At 52.4% G+C, this 24,677-nt stretch carries 24 protein-coding genes; 12 read left to right on the forward strand and 12 right to left on the reverse strand.

The window, feature by feature from the left end:
- The first annotated feature begins 54 nt into the window (after positions 1 to 54).
- From A7589_RS10310 to A7589_RS10335, 6 genes are read left to right on the forward strand one after another with little or no spacing between them, the layout of a single operon-like run.
- Positions 55 to 1,218 (forward strand): YhfX family PLP-dependent enzyme, encoded by a 1,164-nt coding sequence (locus A7589_RS10310; protein WP_000497314.1) that lies wholly within the window; start codon positions 55 to 57, stop codon positions 1,216 to 1,218.
- Positions 1,218 to 2,444: a phosphopentomutase gene (locus A7589_RS10315; RefSeq protein ID WP_000090585.1), complete on the forward strand. Its 1,227-nt coding sequence runs from the start codon at positions 1,218 to 1,220 to the stop codon at positions 2,442 to 2,444. The genes A7589_RS10310 and A7589_RS10315 overlap by 1 nt, the downstream gene beginning before the upstream one ends.
- Positions 2,441 to 3,319, forward strand: coding sequence for a phosphotriesterase-related protein (locus tag A7589_RS10320; RefSeq protein WP_000006974.1), 879 nt, complete (start codon positions 2,441 to 2,443; stop codon positions 3,317 to 3,319). Before A7589_RS10315 ends, A7589_RS10320 begins: the two co-directional genes overlap by 4 nt.
- 10 nt (positions 3,320 to 3,329) lie before the next feature.
- Positions 3,330 to 3,683 carry a DUF2620 domain-containing protein gene (locus A7589_RS10325; RefSeq protein ID WP_000719728.1) on the forward strand — a complete coding sequence of 118 codons (354 nt, stop codon included), beginning with the start codon at positions 3,330 to 3,332 and terminating at the stop codon, positions 3,681 to 3,683.
- A gap of 11 nt (positions 3,684 to 3,694) precedes the next feature.
- On the forward strand, positions 3,695 to 4,999 hold the full coding sequence (locus A7589_RS10330) for a YhfT family protein (protein ID WP_000366859.1): 1,305 nt from the start codon (positions 3,695 to 3,697) through the stop codon (positions 4,997 to 4,999).
- An 11-nt stretch (positions 5,000 to 5,010) separates the two neighbouring features.
- Positions 5,011 to 6,096 (forward strand): aminotransferase class I/II-fold pyridoxal phosphate-dependent enzyme, encoded by a 1,086-nt coding sequence (locus tag A7589_RS10335; protein ID WP_000847118.1) that lies wholly within the window; start codon positions 5,011 to 5,013, stop codon positions 6,094 to 6,096.
- Between the two features lie 107 nt (positions 6,097 to 6,203).
- On the opposite strand, the gene A7589_RS10340 is transcribed toward A7589_RS10335, so the two are convergent.
- The 6 genes from A7589_RS10340 to tsgA form a co-directional block, all read right to left on the reverse strand.
- Positions 6,204 to 6,371: a YhfL family protein gene (locus A7589_RS10340; protein ID WP_001031838.1), complete on the reverse strand. Its 168-nt coding sequence runs from the start codon at positions 6,369 to 6,371 to the stop codon at positions 6,204 to 6,206.
- 278 nt (positions 6,372 to 6,649) lie between these two features.
- A complete protein-coding gene (gene cysG, locus A7589_RS10345) occupies positions 6,650 to 8,023 on the reverse strand; it encodes a siroheme synthase CysG (RefSeq protein ID WP_000349873.1) in 1,374 nt (457 codons plus the stop codon).
- Positions 8,024 to 8,041: 18 nt separating this feature from the next.
- Positions 8,042 to 8,848, reverse strand: a complete 807-nt coding sequence (nirC, locus tag A7589_RS10350; protein ID WP_000493563.1) for a nitrite transporter NirC — start codon at positions 8,846 to 8,848, stop codon at positions 8,042 to 8,044.
- Positions 8,849 to 8,996: 148 nt separating this feature from the next.
- A complete protein-coding gene (gene nirD, locus A7589_RS10355) occupies positions 8,997 to 9,323 on the reverse strand; it encodes a nitrite reductase small subunit NirD (RefSeq protein ID WP_000084764.1) in 327 nt (108 codons plus the stop codon).
- Positions 9,320 to 11,863 carry an NADPH-nitrite reductase large subunit gene (nirB, locus tag A7589_RS10360; protein WP_000049233.1) on the reverse strand — a complete coding sequence of 848 codons (2,544 nt, stop codon included), beginning with the start codon at positions 11,861 to 11,863 and terminating at the stop codon, positions 9,320 to 9,322. Before nirB ends, nirD begins: the two co-directional genes overlap by 4 nt.
- A 260-nt stretch (positions 11,864 to 12,123) precedes the next feature.
- On the reverse strand, positions 12,124 to 13,305 hold the full coding sequence (gene tsgA, locus A7589_RS10365) for an MFS transporter TsgA (RefSeq protein ID WP_000185241.1): 1,182 nt from the start codon (positions 13,303 to 13,305) through the stop codon (positions 12,124 to 12,126).
- Between the two features lie 264 nt (positions 13,306 to 13,569).
- Here tsgA and ppiA point away from each other — a divergent pair, with 264 nt between their 5' ends.
- The 5 genes from ppiA to argD all read left to right on the forward strand — a co-directional run bounded on the left by ppiA (position 13,570) and on the right by argD (position 16,907).
- Positions 13,570 to 14,142: a peptidylprolyl isomerase A gene (ppiA, locus tag A7589_RS10370; RefSeq protein ID WP_000477213.1), complete on the forward strand. Its 573-nt coding sequence runs from the start codon at positions 13,570 to 13,572 to the stop codon at positions 14,140 to 14,142.
- A 104-nt stretch (positions 14,143 to 14,246) separates the two neighbouring features.
- Positions 14,247 to 14,414 carry a FicA/YhfG family antitoxin gene (gene ficA, locus A7589_RS10375; RefSeq protein WP_000736855.1) on the forward strand — a complete coding sequence of 56 codons (168 nt, stop codon included), beginning with the start codon at positions 14,247 to 14,249 and terminating at the stop codon, positions 14,412 to 14,414.
- Positions 14,404 to 15,006, forward strand: a complete 603-nt coding sequence (locus A7589_RS10380) for a putative adenosine monophosphate-protein transferase Fic (protein ID WP_001280620.1) — start codon at positions 14,404 to 14,406, stop codon at positions 15,004 to 15,006. Before ficA ends, A7589_RS10380 begins: the two co-directional genes overlap by 11 nt.
- A gap of 31 nt (positions 15,007 to 15,037) precedes the next feature.
- On the forward strand, positions 15,038 to 15,601 hold the full coding sequence (gene pabA, locus A7589_RS10385) for an aminodeoxychorismate synthase component 2 (protein WP_000601864.1): 564 nt from the start codon (positions 15,038 to 15,040) through the stop codon (positions 15,599 to 15,601).
- A gap of 85 nt (positions 15,602 to 15,686) precedes the next feature.
- On the forward strand, positions 15,687 to 16,907 hold the full coding sequence (gene argD, locus A7589_RS10390; protein WP_000190015.1) for a bifunctional acetylornithine/succinyldiaminopimelate transaminase: 1,221 nt from the start codon (positions 15,687 to 15,689) through the stop codon (positions 16,905 to 16,907).
- Positions 16,908 to 16,998: 91 nt separating this feature from the next.
- On the opposite strand, the gene A7589_RS10395 is transcribed toward argD, so the two are convergent.
- Together A7589_RS10395 and crp are read right to left on the reverse strand one after the other, a co-directional pair.
- On the reverse strand, positions 16,999 to 19,089 hold the full coding sequence (locus A7589_RS10395) for a YccS/YhfK family putative transporter (protein ID WP_000269293.1): 2,091 nt from the start codon (positions 19,087 to 19,089) through the stop codon (positions 16,999 to 17,001).
- Positions 19,090 to 19,139: 50 nt separating this feature from the next.
- Positions 19,140 to 19,772, reverse strand: coding sequence for a cAMP-activated global transcriptional regulator CRP (gene crp, locus A7589_RS10400; RefSeq protein WP_000242755.1), 633 nt, complete (start codon positions 19,770 to 19,772; stop codon positions 19,140 to 19,142).
- A 301-nt stretch (positions 19,773 to 20,073) separates the two neighbouring features.
- Between crp and A7589_RS10410 the strand changes: the two genes are divergently transcribed.
- Positions 20,074 to 20,478: an OsmC family protein gene (locus tag A7589_RS10410; RefSeq protein ID WP_001148911.1), complete on the forward strand. Its 405-nt coding sequence runs from the start codon at positions 20,074 to 20,076 to the stop codon at positions 20,476 to 20,478.
- Positions 20,479 to 20,532: 54 nt separating this feature from the next.
- Here A7589_RS10410 and A7589_RS10415 read toward each other — a convergent pair whose 3' ends face one another.
- From A7589_RS10415 to A7589_RS10430, 4 genes are read right to left on the reverse strand one after another with little or no spacing between them, the layout of a single operon-like run.
- Positions 20,533 to 21,402: a phosphoribulokinase gene (locus A7589_RS10415; RefSeq protein ID WP_001274701.1), complete on the reverse strand. Its 870-nt coding sequence runs from the start codon at positions 21,400 to 21,402 to the stop codon at positions 20,533 to 20,535.
- Positions 21,403 to 21,455: 53 nt separating this feature from the next.
- Positions 21,456 to 21,674 carry a YheU family protein gene (locus A7589_RS10420; protein ID WP_000907085.1) on the reverse strand — a complete coding sequence of 73 codons (219 nt, stop codon included), beginning with the start codon at positions 21,672 to 21,674 and terminating at the stop codon, positions 21,456 to 21,458.
- Positions 21,668 to 22,690: a hydrolase gene (locus A7589_RS10425; RefSeq protein ID WP_108188827.1), complete on the reverse strand. Its 1,023-nt coding sequence runs from the start codon at positions 22,688 to 22,690 to the stop codon at positions 21,668 to 21,670. The genes A7589_RS10420 and A7589_RS10425 overlap by 7 nt, the downstream gene beginning before the upstream one ends.
- Complete coding sequence (locus tag A7589_RS10430) at positions 22,690 to 24,603, reverse strand: ABC transporter ATP-binding protein (RefSeq protein WP_108188828.1); 1,914 nt, start codon at positions 24,601 to 24,603, stop codon at positions 22,690 to 22,692. Before A7589_RS10430 ends, A7589_RS10425 begins: the two co-directional genes overlap by 1 nt.
- Positions 24,604 to 24,677 lie beyond the last annotated feature (74 nt).

Raw genomic sequence — 24,677 nt, forward strand, 5'->3', positions numbered from 1 at the left:
TAAATATTCAAAAAAATGAATATTTGATTCAAGGAACAGAAACGAGGCAACAAGATGTTTGTAGAAGCATTGAAACGCCAGAACCCGGCACTGATTTCTGCCGCACTAAACCTGTGGCAGCAGGGCAAGATAGCCCCGGACAGTTGGGTTGTCGACGTGGATCAGGTACTGGAAAACGGTAAGCGGCTGATTGAGACGGCGCGGCTTTACGGCATTGAGCTGTATCTGATGACCAAACAATTCGGTCGTAATCCGTGGCTGGCGGAAAAACTGCTGGCATTGGGCTACAGCGGCATTGTGGCGGTGGATTACAAAGAGGCGCGAGTCATGCGCCGCGCTGGTTTGCCGGTGGCGCATCAGGGGCATCTGGTACAAATCCCTTGTCACCAGGTCGCTGATGCCGTTGAACAGGGCACCGACGTCATCACCGTGTTTACCCTTACCAAAGCGCAGGAGGTTTCTGCGGCAGCGGTGAAAGTGGGGCGGATTCAGTCTGTGCTGCTCAAAGTTTATAGCGACGATGATTTTCTTTATCCGGGGCAGGAGAGCGGTTTTGTACAGCATTCGCTGCACGAGGTGGTTGCTGAAATTAAGAAACTGCCGGGGCTGCATTTAGCCGGACTAACCCATTTCCCTTGCCTGCTTTGGGATGAGGCTGCCGGGAAAGTTTTGCCGACACCGAATCTTCACACGCTGATACAGGCACGGGATCAACTGGCGAAATCTGGTATTGCGATTGAGCAACTGAACGCGCCTTCAGCGACCAGCTGCACTTCGCTGCCATTACTGGCGGAATACGGTGTTACTCATGCCGAACCCGGTCATGCACTGACGGGGACGATTCCGGCAAACCAGCAGGGAGACCAGCCTGAACGTATCGCGATGCTTTGGCTGAGCGAAATTTCCCATCACTTCCGTGGCGACAGCTACTGCTACGGCGGCGGTTATTACCGTCGTGGTCATGCGCAACATGCGCTGGTGTTTACGCCAGAGAATCAAAGCGTGACTGAAACATATCTCAAAGCCGTGGATGACAGCAGTATCGACTACACCCTGCCGCTGGCAGGTGAGCATCCGGTAAGCAGTGCAGTGGTGCTCTGTTTTCGCACGCAGATTTTTGTCACCCGTAGCGATGTGGTGCTGGTGTCTGGTATTCAGCGTGGCGCGGCAGAGATTGTGGGTCGTTATGACAGCCTCGGCAACCCTCTGGAGGCGTAATGGCGCGATTTGTGGTGTTAGTGATTGATAGCTTTGGCGTAGGGGCAATGAAAGATGTCACGTTGGTGCGTCCGCAGGATGCCGGGGCAAATACCTGTGGTCACATCCTGAGCCAGTTGCCGCATTTGCAGCTACCAATGCTGGAGAAAATGGGGCTAATCAACGCATTAGGTTATGCGCCTGGAGATATGCAGCCGTCAGACTCCGCAACCTGGGGCGTGGCAGAGCTGCAACATGAAGGTGGCGATACCTTTATGGGGCATCAGGAAATTTTAGGCACGCGCCCGTTACCGCCGCTGCGGATGCCCTTTCGCGATGTGATTGACCGTGTTGAGCAGGCATTAGTTTCCGCAGGCTGGCAGGTGGAGCGCCGTGGCGATGATCTGCAATTTCTGTGGGTCAATCAGGCGGTTGCGATTGGCGATAATCTCGAGGCGGATTTAGGCCAGGTCTATAACATCACCGCCAATCTCTCTGTGATCTCTTTTGACGACGCAATCAAAATTGGTCGTATCGTGCGTGAGCAGGTACAGGTCGGTCGGGTCATTACATTTGGCGGCCTGTTAACCGACAGTCAACGCATTATCGATGCCGCAGAAAGCAAAGAAGGGCGCTTTATTGGTATCAATGCGCCGCGCTCTGGCGCTTATGACAACGGCTTCCAGGTCGTGCATATGGGCTACGGCGTCGATGAGAAAGTACAAGTGCCGCAAAAACTGTATGAAGCGGGCGTGCCAACCGTGCTGGTGGGTAAGGTGGCAGATATCGTCAGCAATCCTTATGGCGTGAGCTGGCAAAACCTGGTGGATAGCCAGCGGATTATGGATATCACCCTCGACGAATTTAACACGCATCCGACGGCGTTTATTTGCACCAATATCCAGGAAACCGACCTCGCTGGTCATGCAGAAGACGTCGCACGTTATGCCGAACGTTTGCAGGTCGTTGACCGTAACCTTGCCCGGCTTATTGAGGCGATGCAGCCAGATGATTGCCTGGTCGTAATGGCGGATCACGGTAACGATCCGACCATTGGTCACAGCCACCATACCCGTGAAGTGGTGCCAGTGCTGGTTTATCAGCAAGGGCTGGTCCACACGCAACTCGGTGTGCGCACCACGCTTTCTGATGTGGGGGCTACCGTGTGTGAATTTTTCCGTGCGCCACCGCCACAAAATGGTCGCTCTTTTCTTTCCTCCCTCCGGTTTGCAGGAGACACCCTATGAGTTTTGATCCGACGGGTTACACCCTGGCCCATGAGCATCTGCATATTGATCTCTCCGGCTTTAAAAACAACCTGGATTGCCGCCTTGATCAGTATGCGTTCATTTGCCAGGAGATGAACGACCTGATGGCTCAGGGCGTGCGTAATGTGATTGAGATGACCAACCGTTATATGGGGCGCAATGCGCAATTTATGCTCGATGTAATGCGCGAGACAGGGATCAACGTGGTGGCCTGTACCGGTTATTACCAGGACGCCTTTTTCCCGCAACATGTGGCGACCCGCAGCGTGCAGGAACTGGCGCAGGAGATGGTCGATGAAATTGAACAGGGTATCGATGGCACGGAGCTGAAAGCCGGGATCATCGCGGAGATTGGTTCCAGCGAAGGAAAGATTACGCCGCTGGAAGAGAAAGTGTTTATTGCTGCCGCGTTGGCACATAACCAGACCGGATGCCCGATCTCCACGCATACGTCATTTAGCACGATGGGGCTGGAACAACTGGCTCTGCTGCAAGCCCACGGAGTTGATCTTTCGCGCGTTACTGTCGGGCACTGCGATCTGAAAGACAACCTCGACAATATTTTGAAGATGATCGAACTCGGCGCGTATGTGCAGTTCGACACCATTGGCAAGAACAGTTACTACCCAGACGAAAAGCGTATTGCGATGCTTCATGCGCTACGCGACCGTGGGTTGCTGAACCGCGTCATGCTGTCGATGGATATTACGCGCCGCTCCCATTTAAAAGCCAACGGTGGTTATGGCTATGACTTTTTATTGACCACCTTTATTCCGCAATTGCGCCAGTCAGGATTCAGTCAGGCCGATGTGGATGTGATGTTACGTGAAAATCCCTCTCAATTTTTCCAATAAGGACAGACTCATGAAAAAGATTGGCGTTGCAGGCTTACAGCGTGAGCAGATTAAAAAAACCATTGAAGCGACGGCTCCTGGCTGTTTTGAAGTTTTCATTCACAACGACATGGAAGCGGCAATGAAAGTGAAATCCGGGCAACTGGATTACTACATCGGCGCGTGTAATACCGGTGCGGGCGCGGCATTGTCGATTGCCATCGCGGTGATTGGCTATAACAAAAGTTGCACCATTGCCAAGCCTGGCATTAAAGCGAAAGACGAACATATCGCCAAAATGATCGCCGAAGGGAAAGTGGCGTTTGGCCTTTCCGTTGAGCACGTCGAACACGCGATTCCGATGCTGATTAACCATCTGAAATAAAAGGCACGACTATGGATCTGTATATTCAGATTATCGTGGTGGCGTGCCTGACGGGTATGACATCGCTTCTGGCGCATCGCTCGGCGGCCGTTTTTCATGACGGCATCCGCCCGATCCTGCCGCAACTGATTGAAGGTTATATGAACCGTCGCGAGGCGGGGAGTATCGCTTTCGGTCTGAGCATTGGTTTTGTGGCCTCGGTGGGGATCTCTTTTACCCTGAAAACCGGCCTGCTCAACGCATGGTTACTCTTTCTTCCTACCGATATCCTCGGCGTACTGGCGATAAACAGCCTGATGGCGTTTGGTCTTGGCGCGATCTGGGGCGTGTTGATCCTCACTTGCCTGTTGCCGGTAAACCAGCTGCTGACCGCGCTACCGGTGGATGTATTAGGTAGCCTGGGGGAATTAAGCTCGCCGGTGGTTTCAGCTTTTGCACTGTTCCCTCTGGTGGCGATTTTCTACCAGTTTGGCTGGAAGCAAAGCCTGATCGCCGCCGTGGTTGTGCTGATGACCCGTGTGGTGGTAGTGCGCTATTTCCCGCATCTCAATCCGGAATCCATCGAAATCTTTATTGGCATGGTGATGCTGCTGGGGATCGCGATAACTCACGACCTGCGTCATCGTGATGAAAATGACATCGATGCCAGCGGGCTTTCGGTGTTTGAAGAACGCACGTCGCGGATTATCAAAAACTTACCGTATATCGCCATCGTGGGAGCATTGATTGCCGCCGTTGCCAGCATGAAGATTTTTGCTGGCAGTGAAGTGTCGATCTTCACCCTGGAGAAAGCGTACTCCGCAGGCGTAACGCCGGAACAATCACAAACGCTGATCAACCAGGCGGCACTGGCAGAATTTATGCGCGGGCTGGGTTTTGTACCGTTGATTGCCACCACCGCGTTAGCAACGGGTGTGTATGCAGTTGCGGGCTTTACCTTTGTTTATGCGGTGGGCTATCTCTCGCCGAATCCGATGATTGCGGCGGTATTAGGCGCAGTGGTTATTTCGGCGGAAGTCCTGTTACTTCGTTCGATCGGCAAATGGCTGGGACGCTACCCGTCAGTGCGTAATGCGTCGGATAACATCCGTAACGCCATGAATATGCTGATGGAAGTGGCGCTGCTGGTCGGCTCGATTTTCGCGGCAATAAAAATGGCAGGCTATACCGGATTCTCCATTGCGGTTGCCATTTACTTCCTCAACGAATCTCTCGGTCGTCCGGTACAAAAAATGGCGGCGCCGGTCGTGGCAGTAATGATCACCGGCATCCTGCTGAATGTTCTTTACTGGCTTGGCTTGTTTGTTCCGGCTTAAGGAATGCACTTATGAAGACGTTTCCTCTGAAAAGTCTGACCATTGCTGAAGCGCAGCAGAAGCAGTTTGCGCTGGTGGATAGCATTTGTCGCCATTTTCCTGGTAGCGAATTTCTTACCTGCGGTGATTTGGGATTAACGCCGGGGCTGAATCAGCCTCGCATTACCCAGCGTGTGGAGCAGGTGCTGGCAGATGCGTTTCATGCGCCAGCGGCGGTGCTGGTGCAAGGCGCTGGCACAGGAGCGATTCGTGCCGGGCTGGCGGCTTTGCTTAAACCAGGGCAGCGTCTTCTGGTGCATGATGCGCCCGTTTATCCGACGACACGCGTCATCATTGAACAGATGGGGCTGACGCTTATTACTGTTGATTTCAATGATCTGTCGGCACTTAAGCAGGTCGTAGACGAGCAACAACCTGATGTGGCGCTGGTGCAGCATACGCGCCAGCAGCCGCAGGATCGCTACATTCTGGCAGATGTGCTGGCAACGTTGCGCTCGGCTGGCGTTCCTGCGTTAACCGATGATAACTATGCGGTAATGAAGGTAGCGCGAATCGGCTGCGAATGCGGGTCGAATGTCTCGACATTTTCCTGCTTCAAGCTGTTTGGGCCAGAGGGTGTTGGCGCGGTGGTAGGCGATGCTGACGTTATCAACCGTATTCGCGCCACGCTTTACTCCGGCGGCAGCCAGATTCAGGGCGCTCAGGCGCTGGAAGTCTTGCGTGGGCTGGTTTTCGCGCCGGTGATGCACGCGGTGCAGGCGGTGGTCTCTGAACGATTGCTGGCTTTACTTAACGGCGGCGCGGTGCCGGAAGTTAAAAGTGCCGTCATTGCCAATGCGCAGTCGAAAGTGTTGATTGTGGAGTTTCATCAGCCAATTGCCGCCAGGGTGCTGGAAGAAGCGCAGAAACGCGGTGCGTTGCCGTATCCGGTGGGCGCGGAGTCGAAATATGAGATCCCGCCGCTCTTTTATCGCCTTTCCGGAACGTTTCGCCAGGCGAATCCGCAATTAGAACATTGTGCGATTCGCATTAATCCGAATCGTAGTGGTGAAGAGACGGTGCTGCGGATTTTGCGTGAGAGTATTGCCAGCGTTTAATGTTGTGAACGATATTTTCAAAGGCAAGGTAAAAACAAATACGCCCTCTGATGAAAACAGAGGGCGTCAGACAATTAAACCGGTATTAACCGATTTATGTTAAGAGATTACTGTGCAGTCGGACCGCAGCCACCAATGATTTTAGAAATAGAAATTGCCGGGTGCAGCAGGTAATCGTAAGAGCAGTTCTTGTCTCGGTTTTCAATATGACCAGTACATGCAGTTAATGTAGCCAGTACTGCACCTACCAGTGTTACTTTAATAAATTTATTCATTTTCATTCCCTATGTAAAATATATCGAGTAATATTCATTAATTATGTGAATATAAGCAAGCTGCTCGTTAGAAACAATACAGGAATATCTATTACACGTCAGTGTGTGGACTATTAATATTTCGATTATATTTGTAAGCCACTGTAACTGTGGGTGGTTGTTAAAAAACAAATTGGTTAAAAAGTTGTTTTATGTCTGCTGAAGATAAAAATTAATATGATGATTATTGTGAATAAAAAAGGTCGGAAATATCCGACCTTGATTAAAATTTTATTTAATTAATGGTTTGAGAACCAGTTTAATTTGTCGCGCAGACCAACGACCCGGCCAATAATAATCAAAGACGGACTGTTCATTTGCTGCGCCAGCTCGCCCAACTGTGCGAGCGTACCGTCAATCACGCGTTGCGTTACTGCCGTACCGTTTTCGACAATCGCCACTGGCATTTCGCCTGGCATTCCGTGTTCAATCAATTTTTGCTGAATAGTCGCAGCCTGATTCAGCCCCATATAGAACACCAGCGTCTGTTTTTCTGCTGCCAGGTTTTCCCAGTCCAGCTCACCACCGGTTTTTAAGTGTCCGGTAATTAAGCGTACGCTCTGAGCATAATCGCGATGCGTAAGTGGAATACCCGAATAGGCAGAGCAACCGGAAGCTGCGGTAATACCCGGAACCACCGAGAACGGAATGCCCGCGTTGCACAGTGTTTCCAGCTCTTCGCCACCACGTCCGAAAATAAACGGATCGCCGCCTTTCAGACGCACCACGCGTTTGCCTTTTTGCGCTTCCCGCAACAGGATCTGGTTAATCTCTTCTTGCGGTACGCAGTGGTATCCCGCGCGTTTGCCGACAAAAACGCGATCAGCATCGCGGCGTACCAGATTCATAATATCGTCAGAAACCAGACGGTCGTAGACCACCACATCTGCCTGCTGAATTTGTTGCAGACCCTTCAGTGTCAGCAGCCCGGCATCGCCCGGACCTGCACCAACCAGCACCACTTCACCGCGATGGTCGAGCGGTTCGTTGATTAACTGTTCGGTCGTTTCAGTAATGGCTTTCTGATCGTTGTTTGCCAGCGACTGCGCCAGGCGGTCGTTAACAAACAATTTCTCCCAGAAACGGCGACGCTCACCCATCGTGGCGAACTGTTGTTTCACTCGACCGCGTAATTGCCCGGCGTATTTCGCTACCTGACCCAGATGCAGCGGCAGCAGTGATTCAAGTTTTTCGCGCAACAGGCGCGCCAGAACCGGAGAGGTGCCGCCAGAGGAGACCGCTACCATTAGCGGTGAGCGGTCAATAATCGACGGCATAATGAAGCTGGCGGCTTTTGGCGCATCGACCACGTTACAGAAGATGCGGCGAGATTCAGCGGCTTCGCTGACGCGCTGGTTAAGCGCGTCATCATCCGTCGCGGCAATCGCCAGCCAGCAGGTGTCGAGAAGGCTTTCATCAAATGGCCCTTCGACGAGGGTTAACATGCCTGCATCTGCCCATGCGGTGAACTGTGGAATAAACGCCAATGCATTCACCGTTAAGCGAGCGCCTGCGTCTAACAGCAACCTTGCTTTGCGTTCCGCAACATCACCACCGCCGACAATCAGACAGTCGCGATCGCGTAATTGGCAAAATATAGGCAAATGATCCACGTAAAAACCCCTTACTGATTAACCTGCAGCCGTTTCAGTTTGATTAAATTTGTCCGCAACCGGACGATTCGCTTTCGGCGTAGCATACCAATAACCCAATCCCATGAATACGGCACCCGATAAAGTATTACCCAGCGTCACCCACAGCAGGTTATGACCAATACCCGCCAGCGTGTAGGCTTCGCTGTGGTTGCCAAACCAGGAGAGGGCGAACAGCGTCATGTTAGCGATGGAGTGCTCGTAGCCGGACGCGATAAATGCCAGCAGACACCACCAGATAGCGATAAATTTCGCCGCACCTTCAGTGCGCAGCGCCATCCAGATTGCAAGGCAAACCAGCCAGTTACACAATGCGCCTTTGAAGAACAGTACCATTGCCGGTGCAGTGGTTTTAGCCAGCGCGACGGAGTGAACGATGCTGGTATCTACCGGCAGCAGGCTACCGCCGCCCCAGCTATAAAGCATGGCAACAAAGACGGAACCGACTAGGTTACCCAGCCAGGTTTGCGGCAGGATTGCCCACATTTGCCCGTGGCTGATGGTGCCCGCTTTCACCCCAAAGGTGAGGAACATGGTGTGTCCGGTGAACAGTTCAGAACCGGCGATAATGACCAGCGTTAAGGCGATACCAAAGGTCGCGCCCATCACCAGAGGACGAACAGATGGATCGAGCAGGTTACCGAGCGTGAAAATCAGGATGATCCCAAGACCCACATACGCGCCCGCCATTGCAGAGCTGACCCAGAAGCCGAGCGGGTTATTTGCCGACAGGCGTGCAATGCGCGCAGCGTTAGCCGCACACTTATTAATAGTGTCTGTAAACATTTGATTATCCTTTAAAAATAAAAACAAAAAATAAAACAAAAAATAAAACAAAAAATAAAACAAAAAGTTTAAAAAATGCCCTGCAATATACCGAAGGTCATTACAGGACAATGCAAAAAGGGGAGGCATTGCGCCTCCCGTTAAAACATTAACCGCGCAGTTGTACCACGCCGTCTTTCACTCGCGCTTCGTAATGCTTGACGGAAAACTGTTCGTCTTCCATGCACAAACCGTCGCTTAAGCGAAAACGCTGTTTTTTCAGTGGACTGGCAACCCACAGCTCGCCCTGGTGTTCCGCAATCAGCCCGCGTGACAGCACGCTGGATTCGAAGAACGGATCGATGTTGCTGATCGCAAACACCTGGTCGCTGTGATACGGGCGGAAAATGGCTACCTGCTCGTCACCTAACAGCGCGCAGACGCCGGTTTCAGGCAGGATGTCATCGATTTTGCAGATGTCTTTCCACTGGCTCATGCGTTGTCCTCCACCAGAGTTACCGGGATACGTTCATACGGCGTTGCCGGACGGTGCTGTTCGCGCTCTGGCACCATCTGCACGTTCGGGTCACGCTTATCGCTGTTGATGAAGTGTTTGAAGCGAGTCTGCGCAGACGGCGTATTGACCGTTTCAGTCCACTCACACACTACCGCTTCACGCAGGCGCGCCATCTCTTCTTCCAGATGTGCGTTCAGCCCCAGCTTGTCGTCAATGATCACAGCTTTCAGGTAATCGATGCCGCCTTCGAGGTTTTCTAACCACGGCGCGGTACGCGTCAGTTTGTCGGCGGTGCGGATGTAGAACATCATGAAACGGTCGAGATATTTGATCAGCGTTTCGCGATCGATATCCGCCGCCAGCAGATCCGCATGACGCGGTTTCATGCCGCCGTTACCGCAAACGTACAGGTTCCAGCCTTTTTCGGTGGCGATGATACCCACGTCTTTACCCTGAGCTTCTGAACATTCACGGGTACAGCCAGAGACACCAAACTTCATTTTGTGCGGAGTACGGATGCCTTTGTAGCGGTTTTCCAGTTCCACGCCGAGACCCACGCTGTCGCCAACGCCGTAGCGGCACCAGGTGCTACCCACGCAGGTTTTCGCCATACGCAGTGCTTTCGCATAGGCATGACCGGTTTCGAAGCCTGCTTCAATCAGCTGACGCCAGATCTCTGGCAGATCGTCTTTCTGTGCGCCAAACATTGCCAGACGCTGGGAGCCGGTGATTTTGGTGTAGAGATTAAATTCACGCGCGATACGACCCACTGCCATCAGTCCTTCCGGGGTGATTTCACCACCCGGAGAACGCGGGATCACCGAGTAGGTGCCGTCTTTCTGGATGTTAGCGAGGAAGTTGTCGTTAGAATCCTGCAGCGGAGTATGTTCCGGCTTCAGAATGTATTCGTTCCAGCAGGAGGCCAGCAGCGAACCGACGGTCGGTTTACAAACTTCACAACCGTAGCCTTTGCCGTGTTTAGCCAGCAGTTCTTCGAAGGTTTTGATGCCTTCAACGCGGATCAAATGGAACAGTTCCTGACGCGAATAAGCAAAGTGTTCGCACAGGTTGTTGTTAACTTCGATACCCTGTTTCGCCAGTTCCGCATTCAGTACCTGAGTGACCAGTGGGATACAGCCGCCGCAGCCAGTACCGGCTTTGGTTTCGGCTTTCAGCGCCGCAACGGTGTGGCAGCCTTTGTTGATAGCAGCAATCAGGTCGCCTTTGGTGACGTCGAAGCAGGAGCAGATTTGTGCGCTGTCCGGCAGTTTATCTACACCGATAGATGGCTTACCGCTACCGGAGTGCGCTGGCAGGATCAGGGAATCCGGGTTTTCTGGCAGTTCGATAGCGTTCAGCACCAGTTGCAGCAGGTTGCCGTAATCGCTGGTATCGCCCACCAGTACCGCACCGAGCAGGGTTTTGTTGTCTTCGCTGACAACCAGGCGTTTGTAGATCTCTTTGCTTTCGTCGAGGTAAACATAGCTACGAGCGCCTGGTGTACGACCATGCGCATCGCCAATACCGCCAACGTCCACGCCCAGCAGTTTCAGCTTGGCGCTAAGGTCAGCGCCTTCAAAGGCGTTTTCGCTACCGAGAATGTGGTCGACGGCGACCTGCGCCATTTTGTAGCCTGGTGCTACCAGACCAAATACACGGTTGTTCCAGCTTGCGCATTCACCGATAGCGTAGATATCCGGATCGGAAGTCTGGCAGGAATCATTGATTACGATACCCCCACGCGGAGCAACGTCCAGACCACACTGGGTTGCCAGCTTATCGCGCGGACGGATACCGGTAGAGAAGACGATAAAGTCAACTTCCAGCTCGCTACCGTCGGCAAAACGCATAGTTTTACGCGCTTCAACACCTTCCTGCACAATCTCAAGGGTATTTTTGCTGGTGTGAACGCGTACGCCCATGCTTTCGATTTTGCGACGTAGCTGCTCGCCGCCCATCTGATCAAGCTGTTCCGCCATCAGCATAGGGGCAAATTCGATAACGTGGGTTTCAATGCCTAAATTTTTCAGTGCGCCAGCGGCTTCCAGACCTAACAGGCCTCCGCCAACAACGGCACCGCGCTTGCTGCGACGGGCGCAGGATTCAATCGCGTTGAGGTCTTCAATGGTGCGATAAACAAAGCAGTCCTGAGTATCAGAACCTTTGATCGGCGGGATCCACGGGTAGGAACCGGTCGCCATGATCAGCTTGTCATAATAAACGGTACGCCCGGCGCTGGAGTGGATCACCTTTTCCTGACGGTTGATGGTGATAGCGCGTTCGCCGACCAGAACTTTGATGCCGTGTTTCTCGTAAAAGCCTTCGCGCACCAGCGACAGCTCTTCGGCGGTGTGGTGAGAGAAGTAAGACGAGAGGTGTACGCGGTCATAAGCGATGCGCGGTTCTTCACAGAAAACGGTAATATCAAAGTTGGCCGCATCAGATTTATCAAGAAGATCTTCGATAAAGCGATGGCCGACCATACCGTTACCGATAATTGCGAGTCTGACTTTGCTCATTTTTGCCTCGATTTCTTTTCTATTACCGCCTACCTTAACGATTCAGCAACCCCACTTATTGATGCAAATCAAATTCACCTTTATATACTCCTTAAGAGGTATATTGCTGATTTGTATAAATATTCTTAAGTCACGGAATTGTCTGACATTTCATGTTTGTGCAAAAAACAGACAAAATGAAAGCATTTATAGAGATGAAGGCACGTTGCGGGAGATGAGAGGAAAAGCCGGACGACGAAAGTGCCGCCCGGCATTGGTAATTAATGAGAGGTCAGGGTGTTGTGCTGACGGTGACGGCTGACAAAGCCTAACAGGAAGCACATCACGAATACCACAGCGTACAGACCGTTTGCAGTGAGCAGCGCCGCCTGTGGACCGCTATGCTCTACGATCGGACCAGTAACCACAAAGGTCAGCATGGTGCCGATGGTTCCACAGGTGAGTACGAAGTTAACCAGTTTTGGCGACGGTACTTTTGTCTGCTGGGAACCCAGAGTGATGATGGTGGTATAGATTGCGCTGGAGAAGAAGCCCAGAGCAAGAATAGACCACGCCATATGCGCTGGTGTTCCGGTGTTAAAGACATACATCAGAATCGCAGCCAGGCCTGCCAGCACGGTCAGAATACGTTGCAGGTCAAAGAAACGCAGAATAAAGCTGAACGCCCACATGCCGACCATGTACGACATCCAGAAGTTGCTCACCAGCGTACCCGCATCGTTCAGGCTCATGCCCAGACCTTTGGCGTACTCTGGCACCCAGGAGATAAAACCTAACTGACCGAGGATGTAGCACAGCGCAGCAATCGAGAGAAACAGCACGCCGATCCCCCACTTTTCTTTCGCTACCGGAGCGTCAGCTTTTGGCGCATGTTTGCCCAGCGCCGGGAACTCACAGCCGAAGGTCAGAATAAAAATAGCGACGTACACAAGCCCGATGCAGGCATAAACCCAGTACCACTCAATGCTGCGCGCCAGCAGAAATGCGGCGATCATCGGGAAAATCATCCCTGCCATACTGAAGAAGGAGTCGGTAAACAGCAGACGGGAACCGCGCTGGCGCCCTTCATACATTTGCGTTACCAGGAATGTACCAATCGACATGGTGATGCCGCTGACCACCCCAAGGATGAACATCGCCGCCGAGAACAGCGCCAGGCTGTGGCTGAACATCAAACCGGCAACCGCCAGCACCATCAGGAGAAAGCCAAAACGTAACTGCGTTTTCAGCGGGACAATTTCCATCAGCCAGGCGTTGAGGAAGATAGAGATTAAAATGCCGGCATTGAGGAAGGTGAAGGTGTTACTCATACTGGAAACAGGCAGATTGAAATAATCGGCGATATTTCCCATCACCATCCCGGTGACAATAACCAACGCACCGGTCAGTGCGTAGGAAAGAAAGCTAATCCATGTGAGCTTGATGCGATTGCTGTTAGTCATGATTGGCCTGCGTTAAAAGATAAAATGGCATAGTGGATATGCTGCGAGCGGGGGATTTTAGGTGATTTTGTGATCTGATTAAATATTTAATTGCAAACGGTTGCTAATTTGCAATATTTAAAGTGATTCTGATCACAAAATAAAAGTGATCATCAGGTTACATATATTTCAAGTACGTAAAATTAGGTAAAGGAATGGCCTTGTCATTGAAGGCTATTTAGAATCTCTCCACTTGCTTTTTTTCTGCTCTGTTAAGGAAATCTCATGTTCAAATCGACCCTGGCAGCTTTCGTAGCTGTTTTCGCTCTTTCTGCTCTCTCACCCGTAGCAATGGCAGCGAAAGGGGACCCGCACGTATTGTTAACAACCTCTGCTGGTAATATCGAACTGGAGCTGGATAGCCAGAAAGCACCGGTATCAGTGCAAAACTTTGTCGATTATGTGAACAGTGGTTTTTATAACAACACCACCTTTCACCGCGTTATCCCTGGCTTTATGATTCAGGGCGGTGGATTTACCGAGCAGATGCAGCAGAAAAAACCAAATCCGCCAATCAAAAATGAAGCTGATAACGGTCTGCGCAATACGCGCGGCACTATTGCTATGGCGCGTACTGCGGACAAAGACAGCGCAACCAGTCAGTTCTTTATCAACGTGGCCGACAATGCCTTCCTCGACCACGGTCAGCGTGATTTCGGCTACGCCGTCTTTGGTAAAGTGGTGAAAGGTATGGACGTTGCCGATAAGATTTCCCAGGTGCCGACTCATGACGTTGGTCCATACCAGAATGTGCCGTCAAAGCCAGTAGTTATCCTTTCTGCTAAAGTCCTGCCGTAACGATTTCTCGCGCGGGCAATCTTGCCCGCGCATCTGCTCTTCCGGCGTAACCCGGATTTGCCGCTTATACTTGTGGCAAACGGACACGTTCAGGGAGGCATTAAGTGAAGAAACTCACCGATAAGCAAAAGTCCCGCCTCTGGGAGCTTCAGCGTAATCGTAATTTTCAGGCCAGCCGTCGTCTCGAAGGTGTTGAGATCCCTTTGGTGACACTGACTGCCGCTGAGGCTTTGGTGCGCCTTGAAGAGCTAAGGAGGCACTATGAGCGATAAATTCGGCGAAGGGCGCGACCCGTATCTCTATCCTGGCCTCGATATCATGCGTAATCGGCTGGATATCCGACAACAGCAGCGGCTGGAGCAGGCGGCTTACGAAATGACGGCGCTGCGTGCCGCGACCATTGAGCTTGGTCCATTGGTGCGTGGTTTACCGCATTTGCGTGCTATTCATCGCCAGCTGTATCAGGATATTTTCGACTGGGCGGGGCAACTGCGTGAAGTCGATATTTATCAGGGGGATACACCGTTCTGCCACTTTGCCTATATTGAAAAAGAGGGCAATGCCCTGATGCAGGATCTGGAGGAAGAAGGTTATCTGGTCGGCCTTGAGAAAGCGAAGTTCGTCGAGCGGCTGGCGCATTACTATTGTGAAATCAATGTCCTGCATCCATTCCGTGCAGGAAGTGGCCTGGCACAGCGGATCTTCTTCGAGCAACTGGCGATTCATGCAGGCTATCAACTGAGCTGGCAGGGTATCGAAAAAGAGACCTGGAATCAGGCAAATCAGAGCGGGGCTATGGGCGATCTCTCTGCGCTGCAGACGATATTTAGCAAAGTGGTAAGCGAAGCCGGGGAATCTGAGTAAAATAGCGCGGTTCTTTCGTACCGGAGCCGCCATGATCCTGCTTATTGATAACTACGATTCTTTCACCTGGAACCTCTACCAGTACTTTTGTGAACTGGGGGCGGATGTGCTGGTTAAGCGCAACGATGCGTTGACGCTGGCGGATATCGACGCCCTAAAGCCGCAGAAAATTGTCATCTCGCCAGGCCCCTGTACGCCCGATGAAGCCGGGATCTCCCTTGAGGTTATTCGCCACTACGCCGGGCGCTTGCCGATTCTTGGCGTCTGCCTCGGTCATCAGGCAATGGCACAGGCTTTCGGTGGCAAAGTTGTGCGCGCCGCAAAGGTTATGCACGGTAAAACTTCACCGATTACGCATAACGGCCAGGGGGTATTTCGTGGGCTGGCAAATCCACTCACCGTGACGCGCTACCATTCACTGGTGGTGGAACCTGGCTCATTACCAGCGTGTTTTGAAGTGACTGCCTGGAGCGAAACTCGCGAGATTATGGGGATTCGCCATCGCCAGTGGGATCTGGAAGGGGTGCAGTTCCATCCGGAAAGTATTCTCAGCGAACAAGGGCATCAACTGTTGGCTAATTTCCTGCATCGCTGATTTCTGATTGCCATTTAGTGATTTTTTATGCATATTTTGTGATTATAATTTCACATTAGTTTATGCGTAACAGGGTGATCATGAGATGGCAACTGAACAAACAGCAATTACACGCGCGACTTTCGATGAAGTGATCCTGCCGATTTATGCACCGGCAGAGTTTATTCCGGTAAAAGGTCAGGGCAGCCGAGTCTGGGATCAACAGGGCAAGGAGTACGTCGATTTCGCGGGTGGCATTGCGGTTACGGCATTAGGCCATTGCCATCCGGCGCTGGTGGAAGCGTTAAAAACCCAGGGGGAAACGCTATGGCATATCAGCAATGTTTTCACCAATGAACCGGCGCTGCGTCTCGGGCGTAAGCTGATCGAGGCAACCTTTGCCGAACGCGTGGTGTTTATGAACTCCGGGACGGAAGCCAACGAAACCGCCTTTAAACTGGCGCGGCATTACGCCTGCGTGCGCCATAGCCCCTTCAAAACCAAAATTATTGCCTTCCATAACGCCTTTCATGGACGCTCGCTGTTTACCGTCTCAGTGGGCGGGCAGCCGAAATATTCCGACGGCTTTGGGCCAAAACCGGCAGACATCATTCACGTTCCCTTTAACGATCTCCACGCAGTGAAAGCAGTGATGGATGATCACACCTGCGCGGTAGTGGTTGAGCCGATTCAGGGCGAGGGCGGCGTGACGGCAGCGACGCCAGAGTTTTTGCGGGGCTTGCGTGAGCTGTGCGATCAGCATCAGGCATTATTGGTGTTTGATGAAGTGCAGTGCGGGATGGGGCGTACCGGCGATCTGTTTGCCTATATGCACTACGGCGTGACGCCGGATATTTTGACCTCAGCGAAAGCGTTAGGCGGCGGCTTCCCGATTAGCGCCATGCTGACCACGGCGGAGATTGCTTCTGCGTTTCATCCTGGTTCTCACGGTTCCACCTACGGCGGTAACCCGCTGGCCTGTGCGGTTGCGGGCGCGGCCTTTGATATCATCAATACCTCTGAAGTGCTGGAAGGCATTCAGGCGAAACGCCAGCGTTTTGTTGATCATTTGCAGAAGATAGATCAGCAGTACGATGTGTTTGGCGATCTTCGCGGTATGGGGTTGTTGATTGGCGCCGAGCTTAAGTCACAGTACAAAGGTCGGGCGCGCGATTTCCTTTATGCGGGCGCTGAGGCTGGCGTAATGGTGCTGAATGCCGGGACAGATGTGATGCGTTTTGCACCATCGCTGGTGGTGGAAGATGCGGATATCGATGAAGGGATGCAGCGTTTTGCCCGCGCGGTGGCGAAGGTGGTTGGGGCGTAATAAGACGTGTCATCGTCGCATCAGGCAAAGCATGTCGGATGCGGCGTAAACGCCTTATCCGACCTACGGTTTGCTTCTGGCAATGATGATATTACGCCTTCGAATCCCGTAACTTCCGGCTCAACCAAATCCCGTGATGCGGTCGCTGCCGCCAGGCCATCGCTGAAATGGTGTGCATTGTATTCAGATGGCCAATAACGCGTTGTAAATGCTGCTCCAGTGTGCCAGACGCGCCTTCGTGTGGCAGCATCTCTGGCGAGTCTATGATATTGGCGTCACCAGAACTACCCGGTTCATCATATTCCAGGCGCTGCTGACAGCGTTGAATAGCGATTTCACAAGACTGCAAATACTCCTGCGCCAGTTCCGGCGGTAATGTCCGGTGCTCCCGCGCCAGCGTGGTCATGGCATTAATATGCTCAACAATAAACTGACTATGCGTTACCCACAGTTTCATATCTGCCAGATAATGGCTGTTAAACGCCGGTTCCTGCATCGCCTGGTTCAATGAGTTATACAAGGTGTTATGCGCCTGATTAACCCGCATTCGTTGCCAGGCTAGTGGCGTAGGTTGCGGATCTTTACTGAGGATCAGACGAATGGCCTCCTGGTAAGTTTCTAAGGCATCATGGGCGTTCTTGCGCAATAAGCCGCTCTGCCACTGCGGCCACAGCCACACTGTGCCGCCGAAGGCAATCAGACAGCCGATGATAGTATCGATAAGACGGGGGATGATGTACTGCTCACCATTCAGCCATAACAGTTGCAGGGTATATACAGCGGTAATGGTAAAACCGACCGTCGCCCAGCCGTAGTTTTTGCGCAATATCAGGTAACTGGCGAGCGTGGTGAAAAGCATCAGCGTCAGGGTGTAACCCTCAGGGATTTTAAAGTGCAGCGCAACGCCTGCAATAATTAATCCAACCACGGTTCCCACAGAACGATTCACAATCCGCAGGCGAGTAGCGCCATAACCATTTTGCGTCACCAGCAATACCGTCATTAGTATCCAATAGGATTTCGGCAGATGCAGCGCGGTGCCCATCAGACTGGCAATGCTTAACATCACACTCAGTCGTCCGGCATTACGCAGTGCTGGCGATTTCAGGGAAAGATAGCTTTTCAGCGCCGGGAGTAACGGCATTCGGCGCTGTTTATCTGCCAGTAAGTCACGGGCATAGAGTGGTTTTTGCGTTCGCAGCACGCGGGCGATGCGGCTGAAATGCCAGTAGCAGAATTGCCCCACAGGGTTATCCGGATGTTGGCGGGCGATTTTTTCCAGTGCGCCAATTTGCTTTTCCATCGTAAAACGCGTCGGCAGGCGATGATAAAGAATGTCATCAGCCAGCACGCGCAGGCGAGCGGCGACGGTTTGCGCATTCCAGCGGATAACTTCCTCCGCATGGCTACGCTCGACCAGCTTTTGCACCTCTTCCGGCTGATGCAAACTGACCGAAATGTGTTCCTGTAAATCCAGCGCCTCCTGGAAAATGCGCAGCATCCGCTTGTAATCGGTATTATTTTGCGCGGAAAGCATATGCATTTGCTGATAGCACTGGGTAATTAAATCGACCGCTTTTTGCTGGCGTTCCAGCAGCGGTGGCAACGCTTTCTCAGGATCGGTGTGCTGGGTAAGCAGGCTGTATTTGGCTTCGCAATAATCTGCCAGTTCACGGTACAGCAGGCTAAGTGACTCGCGCAGCGGTTGTTCGCGCCAGATCCAGAACCAAAACCAGTTAAACAGCCCATACCAGAGTGTACCTAACGCATAGATGAGCAGCGGTTCCCAGACGGGCATGTATCCCGCCAGACTTAAGGTAAAAATAGCTGCCAGCAGCGATGCGGGAAGTAATTTTGCGTGTAATGGCCCTAACTCGGCAGTAACGCCAAGTATCAACGTTAACCCCGTCAGCAGAAATGGCAGGGGGATATCTTTTTCCAGCAGCAGTTGTGTTAGCAAGCTGCAGGTGGCAAACAGCGACGCACCAATAATTAAACGCTTGAAAAAACGTTTATGGGGAGTATCAAGCCCCGCAATATTGCAACAGGCGGGGACGAGGGAAAAGAGCAGCCCGAGTCTTAATTCGCCAAGCAATAGACCAACGGCCACGGGCAAACATAGCACCAGCGTTTGTCGTAGTGCATAGTTGATATCGGGATGATAAATCAGTCTGCGCCACATCGGGTTAAACAAAATGGCGCGCTACTCAGTAACGCGCCACTCCGACGGGATTAACGAGTGCCGTAAACGACGATGGTTTTACCGTGTGCGGAGATCAGGTTCTGATCTTCCAGCATCTTCAGAATGCGCCCCACGGTTTCACGAGAACAGCCGACAATCTGACCGATTTCCTGACGGGTAATTTTGATTTGCATACCGTCAGGGTGAGTCATGGCATCCGGTTGTTTTGCCAGGTTCAGCAGAGTCTGTGCAATGCGGCCCGTTACATCGAGGAACGCCAGGTTACCCACTTTCTCTGAAGTGACTTGCAGACGACGCGCCATCTGTGCGGAGAGACGCATCAGAATATCCGGGTTTACCTGAATTAATTGGCGGAATTTTTTGTAGGAAATTTCAGCCACTTCACAGGCGGTTTTCGCACGTACCCATGCGCTACGTTCCTGGCCTTCTTCAAACAGGCCCAGTTCGCCAATGAAATCACCCTGATTCAGATAAGAGAGGATCATTTCTTTACCCTCCTCGTCTTTGATCAGCACTGCCACAGAGCCTTTAACGATGTAGTACAGCGTTTCCGCTTTTTCACCCTGGTGAATAAGCGTGCTCTTGGATGGGTACTTATGAATGTGGCAATGAGACAAGAACCATTCGAGAGTCGGGTCTGTTTGCGGTTTGCCAAGCACCATGCGCGGTTATCCTCTGTTATAAGCTTTCTCCAGAGCCAGAAAACGCCGCTGTCTCTGGATTGCCGAAATGTGCTTCCCGCTACCTGGGAAGGGGCTATCAACTGAACTGCACGGTAATGTGACGTCCTTTACATACATGCAGTACATCAATGTATTACTGTAGCATCCTGACTGTTTTAGCATAGCTTTCGCGTTGTGTCTCCTGGTGTCTCGCTTCAGCATGACCCAGGTCGCCTTCCGTTGCGCGATTTGGTCAGTACGCGTACTCTGTCAGGAAAATTGACGCAATGGAGTTTCGATTATGCAAGCGCGTGTGAAGTGGGTCGAAGGGTTAACCTTTCTGGGCGAGTCCGCCTCTGGTCACCAGATTTTAATGGATGGCAACTCTGGCGATAAAGCGCCAAGTCCGATGGAAATGGTGTTGATGGCGGCAGGTGGCTGTAGCGCAATTGATGTGGTTTCGATCCTGCAAAAAGGGCGTCAGGATGTGGTCGATTGTGAAGTAAAATTGACCTCTGAACGCCGCGAAGAGGCTCCACGCCTGTTTACGCACATTAATCTGCATTTTATCGTCACCGGCCGTGACCTGAAAGACGCAGCGGTTTCGCGAGCGGTCGATCTCTCAGCCGAGAAGTATTGCTCAGTCGCGTTGATGCTGGAAAAAGCGGTGAATATTACTCACTCGTATGAAGTGGTTGCCGCGTGATTTAACTATCCCGTTGTGAAGCCGGAGAGTATTTTATCCGGCTTAATAGCAGAGTTACTCGATTTTTTTCCCTTCCATCAGTCGTTGCACCAGCGGCAGCATAATTAACTCCATTGCCAGACCCATTTTGCCGCCCGGCACCACTAATGTATTGATGTGGGAAATGAACGAGCCTTGCAGCATCGCCAGCAGCCAGGGGAAATCGATTCCCTCCAGATTACGAAAATGGATCACCACAAAGCTTTCATCCAGCGACGGGATACCTTTTGCCGCGAACGGGTTTGAGGTGTCGACGGTGGGAACGCGCTGGAAGTTAAGATGGGTGCGGGAAAATTGCGGCGTGATGTAGTTGATATAGTCTTCCATTGAACGCACTACCGAGTCCATCACTGCTTCTCGTGAGTGCCCGCGCTCGCTGGTGTCGCGGATCAGTTTTTGAATCCACTCAAGGTTAACGATAGGCACCACGCCGACCAGTAAGTCCACATGCTGCGCAACGTTATGTTGTGGTGTGACCACGCCGCCGTGCAAACCTTCATAAAACAGCACATCGGTGGGTTCTGGCAGCGCCTGCCACGGGGTAAACGTACCAGGCACCTGATTCCACGGTACGGCTTCGTCGTAGGTATGCAGATATTTGCGAGATTTCCCTTTGCCGCTCTGGCCGTATTCAATGAAGGTTTGTTCCAGCAGGCCGAAGTCGTTAGCTTCGGGGCCGAAGTAGCTGATATGCCGTCCTGCATCGCGCGCCTTGCGGATCGCCATGTCCATTTCCGGGCGGGTGTAGCGGTGAAAACTGTCGCCTTCTACCTCGGCTGAGCGCAGATTTAACTGCGCGAATATTTTACGAAACGCGAGGCTGGTGGTGGTGGTTCCCGCGCCGCTGGACCCTGTTACTGCAATGACCGGATGTTTGGCAGACATAGTAACTCCATGACCTGGTTATCATTATTATCTCGTCCGCCGACGGTTGCAGGTTATTCGCGAAACTGACTGCGCGGCATGATATTGACCGTTTCGTGCAGTTCCGACCATACCAGCACCGCTTCTCCGCACTGTAGCTGGCGTTTGACGTCGGCGACTTTCTGTTCAAGTGTACGCTCATGTTCACCATAATCGGTGCCTTCGCGTAACACAAAACTTTCAATTAAATTTTCCAGCGTTTCAGGGGAGAGGTCTTGCCAGGGAATCAACATGATTTCGCCTCCAGATACGTTGTTAACCAGTCAGGAATGCGTGACTCCAGCCACATTTGCGGATGAAGTAATGTACCGCCAATAAAGCCAACATGACCGCCATGTTCCGTCAGTTGATACTCCACCTGCGGTGGGAGATTTTCCGGTTTCGGGATCACCTGATGATCCATAAACGGATCGTCTTTGGCGTGAATAATCAGCGTGGGTTTGGCGATCCGATTGAGCAGCGGCATGGCGCTACACTGACGATAATAGTCGATAGCGTCGGCGTAGCCGTGAATTTTGGCGGTGATCAGATCGTCAAATTCGCGGATTCGACGTACCGATTTTAACTGTGCGAGATTAATCGGCAGCGTTCCGGGGTAGGCCGCCAGTTTGCGCGCAGCATTGGCTTTTAACAGGTTCAGTAAGTAACGCTGATAAACGCGGGAAAAGCCCTTTTCCATATGGTAACTACAGGCTTCCAGCATAAACGGCGCAGAGACAATCACCGCCACATCAATCGGGAGCTCATTGCCTTCTTTTGCCAGCAAACAGGCCAGCATATTACCGCCGAGCGAATAGCCGACGGCAGCCGTTGGCGCGTGACCAAACTCGCGTTGCAGCCAGCGTAAAAACCAACTGGCGTCTTCCGTTTCGCCAGAGTGATAAATGCGGTGCATCCGGTTTGGTTCACCGCTGCAACCGCGAAAATGCATCACCACGCCCAGCCAGCCGCGCTTTTGCGCTGCCTCGATCAGACCGTGGGCATAAGGACTATTAAGGCTGCCTTCGAGACCGTGGAAAACTACCAGACGCGGTTTATGCTGCGCCTGTGCGGGATCTTCACTCCATGCGAGATCGACAAAATCGCCGTCGGGCAACTCCAGTCGCTGCCAGTGCGGGGTGAATTTCACCTGACGACGAAACAGACGCGGCAGCATGGTTTGGAGATGGCAATTGCTGAAACCGCGCATAGGGGTGAATTCAGCACTGCTGCTGAATTCATTGGCATCGGTCGTCGTTATCTGCGCCATCAGTTGCTTTGGCCTTCCAGCAGCATCTGTTCCAGTTGCTCCTGGGCTTCCAGCCACGCCATTTCGCACTCTTCCAGCCCTGATTTGGCGCTGGCTTGTTGTTGCAGGCAGGCGGTCAGTTCTGCTTTACGGCTCTGGTCGTACAGTTCGCTATCGCCGAGTTTCTCTTCCGCCTGCGCCAGCTGTGCGTTCAACTTCTCCATCTCTTTTTCCAGACGGGCGATCTCTTTACGCAGTGGCTGGGTTTGCGCACGCAGCTCCGCTTCCCGACGCTTCTGATCTTTACGTGCCTGGGCGCTGTTAGCGTTCTCTTTGGGTGTTTCGTCGGTCTGGTTTTCCTGCTTTTGTACGTCGCTTAACCACTGTTGATAATCTTCCAGGTCGCCGTCGAACGGTTCGACTTTACGATCGTGAACCAGATAGAGATCGTCAGTGGTGGAACGCAGTAAATGGCGGTCGTGCGAAACGACAACCAGCGCGCCTTCAAACTCGATTAACGCTTCGGTTAGTGCCTGGCGCATGTCGAGGTCAAGGTGGTTAGTCGGTTCGTCGAGCAGCAGCAGATTCGGACGCTGCCAGACGATTAGCGCCAGCACCAGGCGGGCTTTTTCCCCACCGGAGAAGCGGCGCGTTTCTTCGGTTACTTTATCGCCCTGGAAACCAAAGCCGCCGAGGTAGTCACGCAGTTTTTGCTCCAGTTCCTGCGGTGCTAAACGTGCCAGATGTTGAATAGGCGATTCGTCGGCGCGCAGGTATTCCAGTTGATGCTGGGCGAAGTAGCCGAGCTTGATCCCTTTAGCCAGACCAATTTCACCGCTGACTGGCGCAAGTTCACCGGCTAACAGTTTGATTAATGTCGATTTACCTGCGCCATTGCGGCCTAACAGGCCAATACGCGAACCGGGGACCAGATTCAGTTTTATCGAGTCGAGAATAATGCGATTGCCATAGCCCGCACTGACTTTTTCCATCTTCAACAACGGATTAGGCAGGCTTTCCGGTGCGCGGAAGCTAAAACGGAACGGGTTGTCGACGTGCGCGGGGGCAATCAGCTCCATACGCTCCAGCATCTTAATGCGGCTCTGGGCCTGCTTCGCTTTAGTCGCTTTGGCACGGAAACGGTCGATATAACTTTGCAGATGCGCTACGCGCTCCTGCTGGCTTTCATACATCGCCTGTTGCTGCGCCAGACGGGTAGCGCGCTGCACTTCAAATGAGCTGTAGTTGCCGGTGTACTCGAACATGCTTTGTTGTTCGATATGAATAATTTTATCGACGATCGGATCGAGGAAGTCACGGTCGTGGGAGATCAGGATCAGCGTGCCCTGATAGCTCTTCAGCCATTTTTCCAGCCAGATAACCGCATCAAGATCGAGGTGGTTAGTCGGTTCGTCGAGCAGCAGCAAGTCTGAACGGCAAATCAGCGCCTGAGCGAGGTTAAGACGCATACGCCAGCCACCGGAGAAATCACTCACCGGGCGCTCCAGTTGTTCGTTGCTGAAACCGAGGCCGTGCAGCAGGCTGGCGGCGCGGGAACGAATACTCCACGCGTCGATAGCATCCAGCTTGCCATGAATGGTGGCGATGGAGTGCCCGTCGTTACGTTCGTTGGCGTCATGCAACTGTGCTTCCAGTTGGCGATATTCGCGGTCGCCATCAATGACATATTCCAGCGCAGGTTGCGGTAGCGCCGGTGTTTCCTGATTCACCCACGCCAGTTGCCAGTTACCAGGAAAGGTGTAGCTGCCGCCGTCGGCGCTGATTTCATTTTTCAGCAGTGCCAGCAGGGTAGATTTACCGCAGCCGTTTTTACCCACAAGACCCACTTTCTGGCCGGGGTTGATGGTGGCGGTGGCATTATCCAGCAGGACGCGCACGCCGCGACGAATTTGTAACGAGGAGAAAACAATCATAAGGCGCCGTATGTTCAGACTATGTTAACTTATCATTATGATAATGTAATGTATGGGCGAGCTGCCGCACCGGG

The organism is Escherichia sp. MOD1-EC6475 (genome assembly GCF_003046645.1).
Lineage (GTDB): Bacteria > Pseudomonadota > Gammaproteobacteria > Enterobacterales > Enterobacteriaceae > Escherichia > Escherichia ruysiae.

What these genes read in the sequence shown, in the direction of transcription:
- argD (WP_000190015.1), top strand. Translation starts at nt 15,687, where the DNA reads ATGGCAACTGAACAAACAGCAATTACACGCGCGACTTTCGATGAAGTG.
- A7589_RS10395 (WP_000269293.1), bottom strand. Translation starts at nt 19,089, where the DNA reads ATGTGGCGCAGACTGATTTATCATCCCGATATCAACTATGCACTACGA.
- A7589_RS10315 (WP_000090585.1), top strand. Translation starts at nt 1,218, where the DNA reads ATGGCGCGATTTGTGGTGTTAGTGATTGATAGCTTTGGCGTAGGGGCA.
- A7589_RS10420 (WP_000907085.1), bottom strand. Translation starts at nt 21,674, where the DNA reads ATGTTGATTCCCTGGCAAGACCTCTCCCCTGAAACGCTGGAAAATTTA.
- pabA (WP_000601864.1), top strand. Translation starts at nt 15,038, where the DNA reads ATGATCCTGCTTATTGATAACTACGATTCTTTCACCTGGAACCTCTAC.
- A7589_RS10330 (WP_000366859.1), top strand. Translation starts at nt 3,695, where the DNA reads ATGGATCTGTATATTCAGATTATCGTGGTGGCGTGCCTGACGGGTATG.
- crp (WP_000242755.1), bottom strand. Translation starts at nt 19,772, where the DNA reads ATGGTGCTTGGCAAACCGCAAACAGACCCGACTCTCGAATGGTTCTTG.
- tsgA (WP_000185241.1), bottom strand. Translation starts at nt 13,305, where the DNA reads ATGACTAACAGCAATCGCATCAAGCTCACATGGATTAGCTTTCTTTCC.
- A7589_RS10415 (WP_001274701.1), bottom strand. Translation starts at nt 21,402, where the DNA reads ATGTCTGCCAAACATCCGGTCATTGCAGTAACAGGGTCCAGCGGCGCG.
- A7589_RS10340 (WP_001031838.1), bottom strand. Translation starts at nt 6,371, where the DNA reads ATGAATAAATTTATTAAAGTAACACTGGTAGGTGCAGTACTGGCTACA.
- nirD (WP_000084764.1), bottom strand. Translation starts at nt 9,323, where the DNA reads ATGAGCCAGTGGAAAGACATCTGCAAAATCGATGACATCCTGCCTGAA.
- ppiA (WP_000477213.1), top strand. Translation starts at nt 13,570, where the DNA reads ATGTTCAAATCGACCCTGGCAGCTTTCGTAGCTGTTTTCGCTCTTTCT.
- A7589_RS10335 (WP_000847118.1), top strand. Translation starts at nt 5,011, where the DNA reads ATGAAGACGTTTCCTCTGAAAAGTCTGACCATTGCTGAAGCGCAGCAG.
- A7589_RS10380 (WP_001280620.1), top strand. Translation starts at nt 14,404, where the DNA reads ATGAGCGATAAATTCGGCGAAGGGCGCGACCCGTATCTCTATCCTGGC.
- A7589_RS10425 (WP_108188827.1), bottom strand. Translation starts at nt 22,690, where the DNA reads ATGGCGCAGATAACGACGACCGATGCCAATGAATTCAGCAGCAGTGCT.
- nirC (WP_000493563.1), bottom strand. Translation starts at nt 8,848, where the DNA reads ATGTTTACAGACACTATTAATAAGTGTGCGGCTAACGCTGCGCGCATT.
- A7589_RS10320 (WP_000006974.1), top strand. Translation starts at nt 2,441, where the DNA reads ATGAGTTTTGATCCGACGGGTTACACCCTGGCCCATGAGCATCTGCAT.
- A7589_RS10430 (WP_108188828.1), bottom strand. Translation starts at nt 24,603, where the DNA reads ATGATTGTTTTCTCCTCGTTACAAATTCGTCGCGGCGTGCGCGTCCTG.
- A7589_RS10325 (WP_000719728.1), top strand. Translation starts at nt 3,330, where the DNA reads ATGAAAAAGATTGGCGTTGCAGGCTTACAGCGTGAGCAGATTAAAAAA.
- A7589_RS10410 (WP_001148911.1), top strand. Translation starts at nt 20,074, where the DNA reads ATGCAAGCGCGTGTGAAGTGGGTCGAAGGGTTAACCTTTCTGGGCGAG.
- nirB (WP_000049233.1), bottom strand. Translation starts at nt 11,863, where the DNA reads ATGAGCAAAGTCAGACTCGCAATTATCGGTAACGGTATGGTCGGCCAT.
- A7589_RS10310 (WP_000497314.1), top strand. Translation starts at nt 55, where the DNA reads ATGTTTGTAGAAGCATTGAAACGCCAGAACCCGGCACTGATTTCTGCC.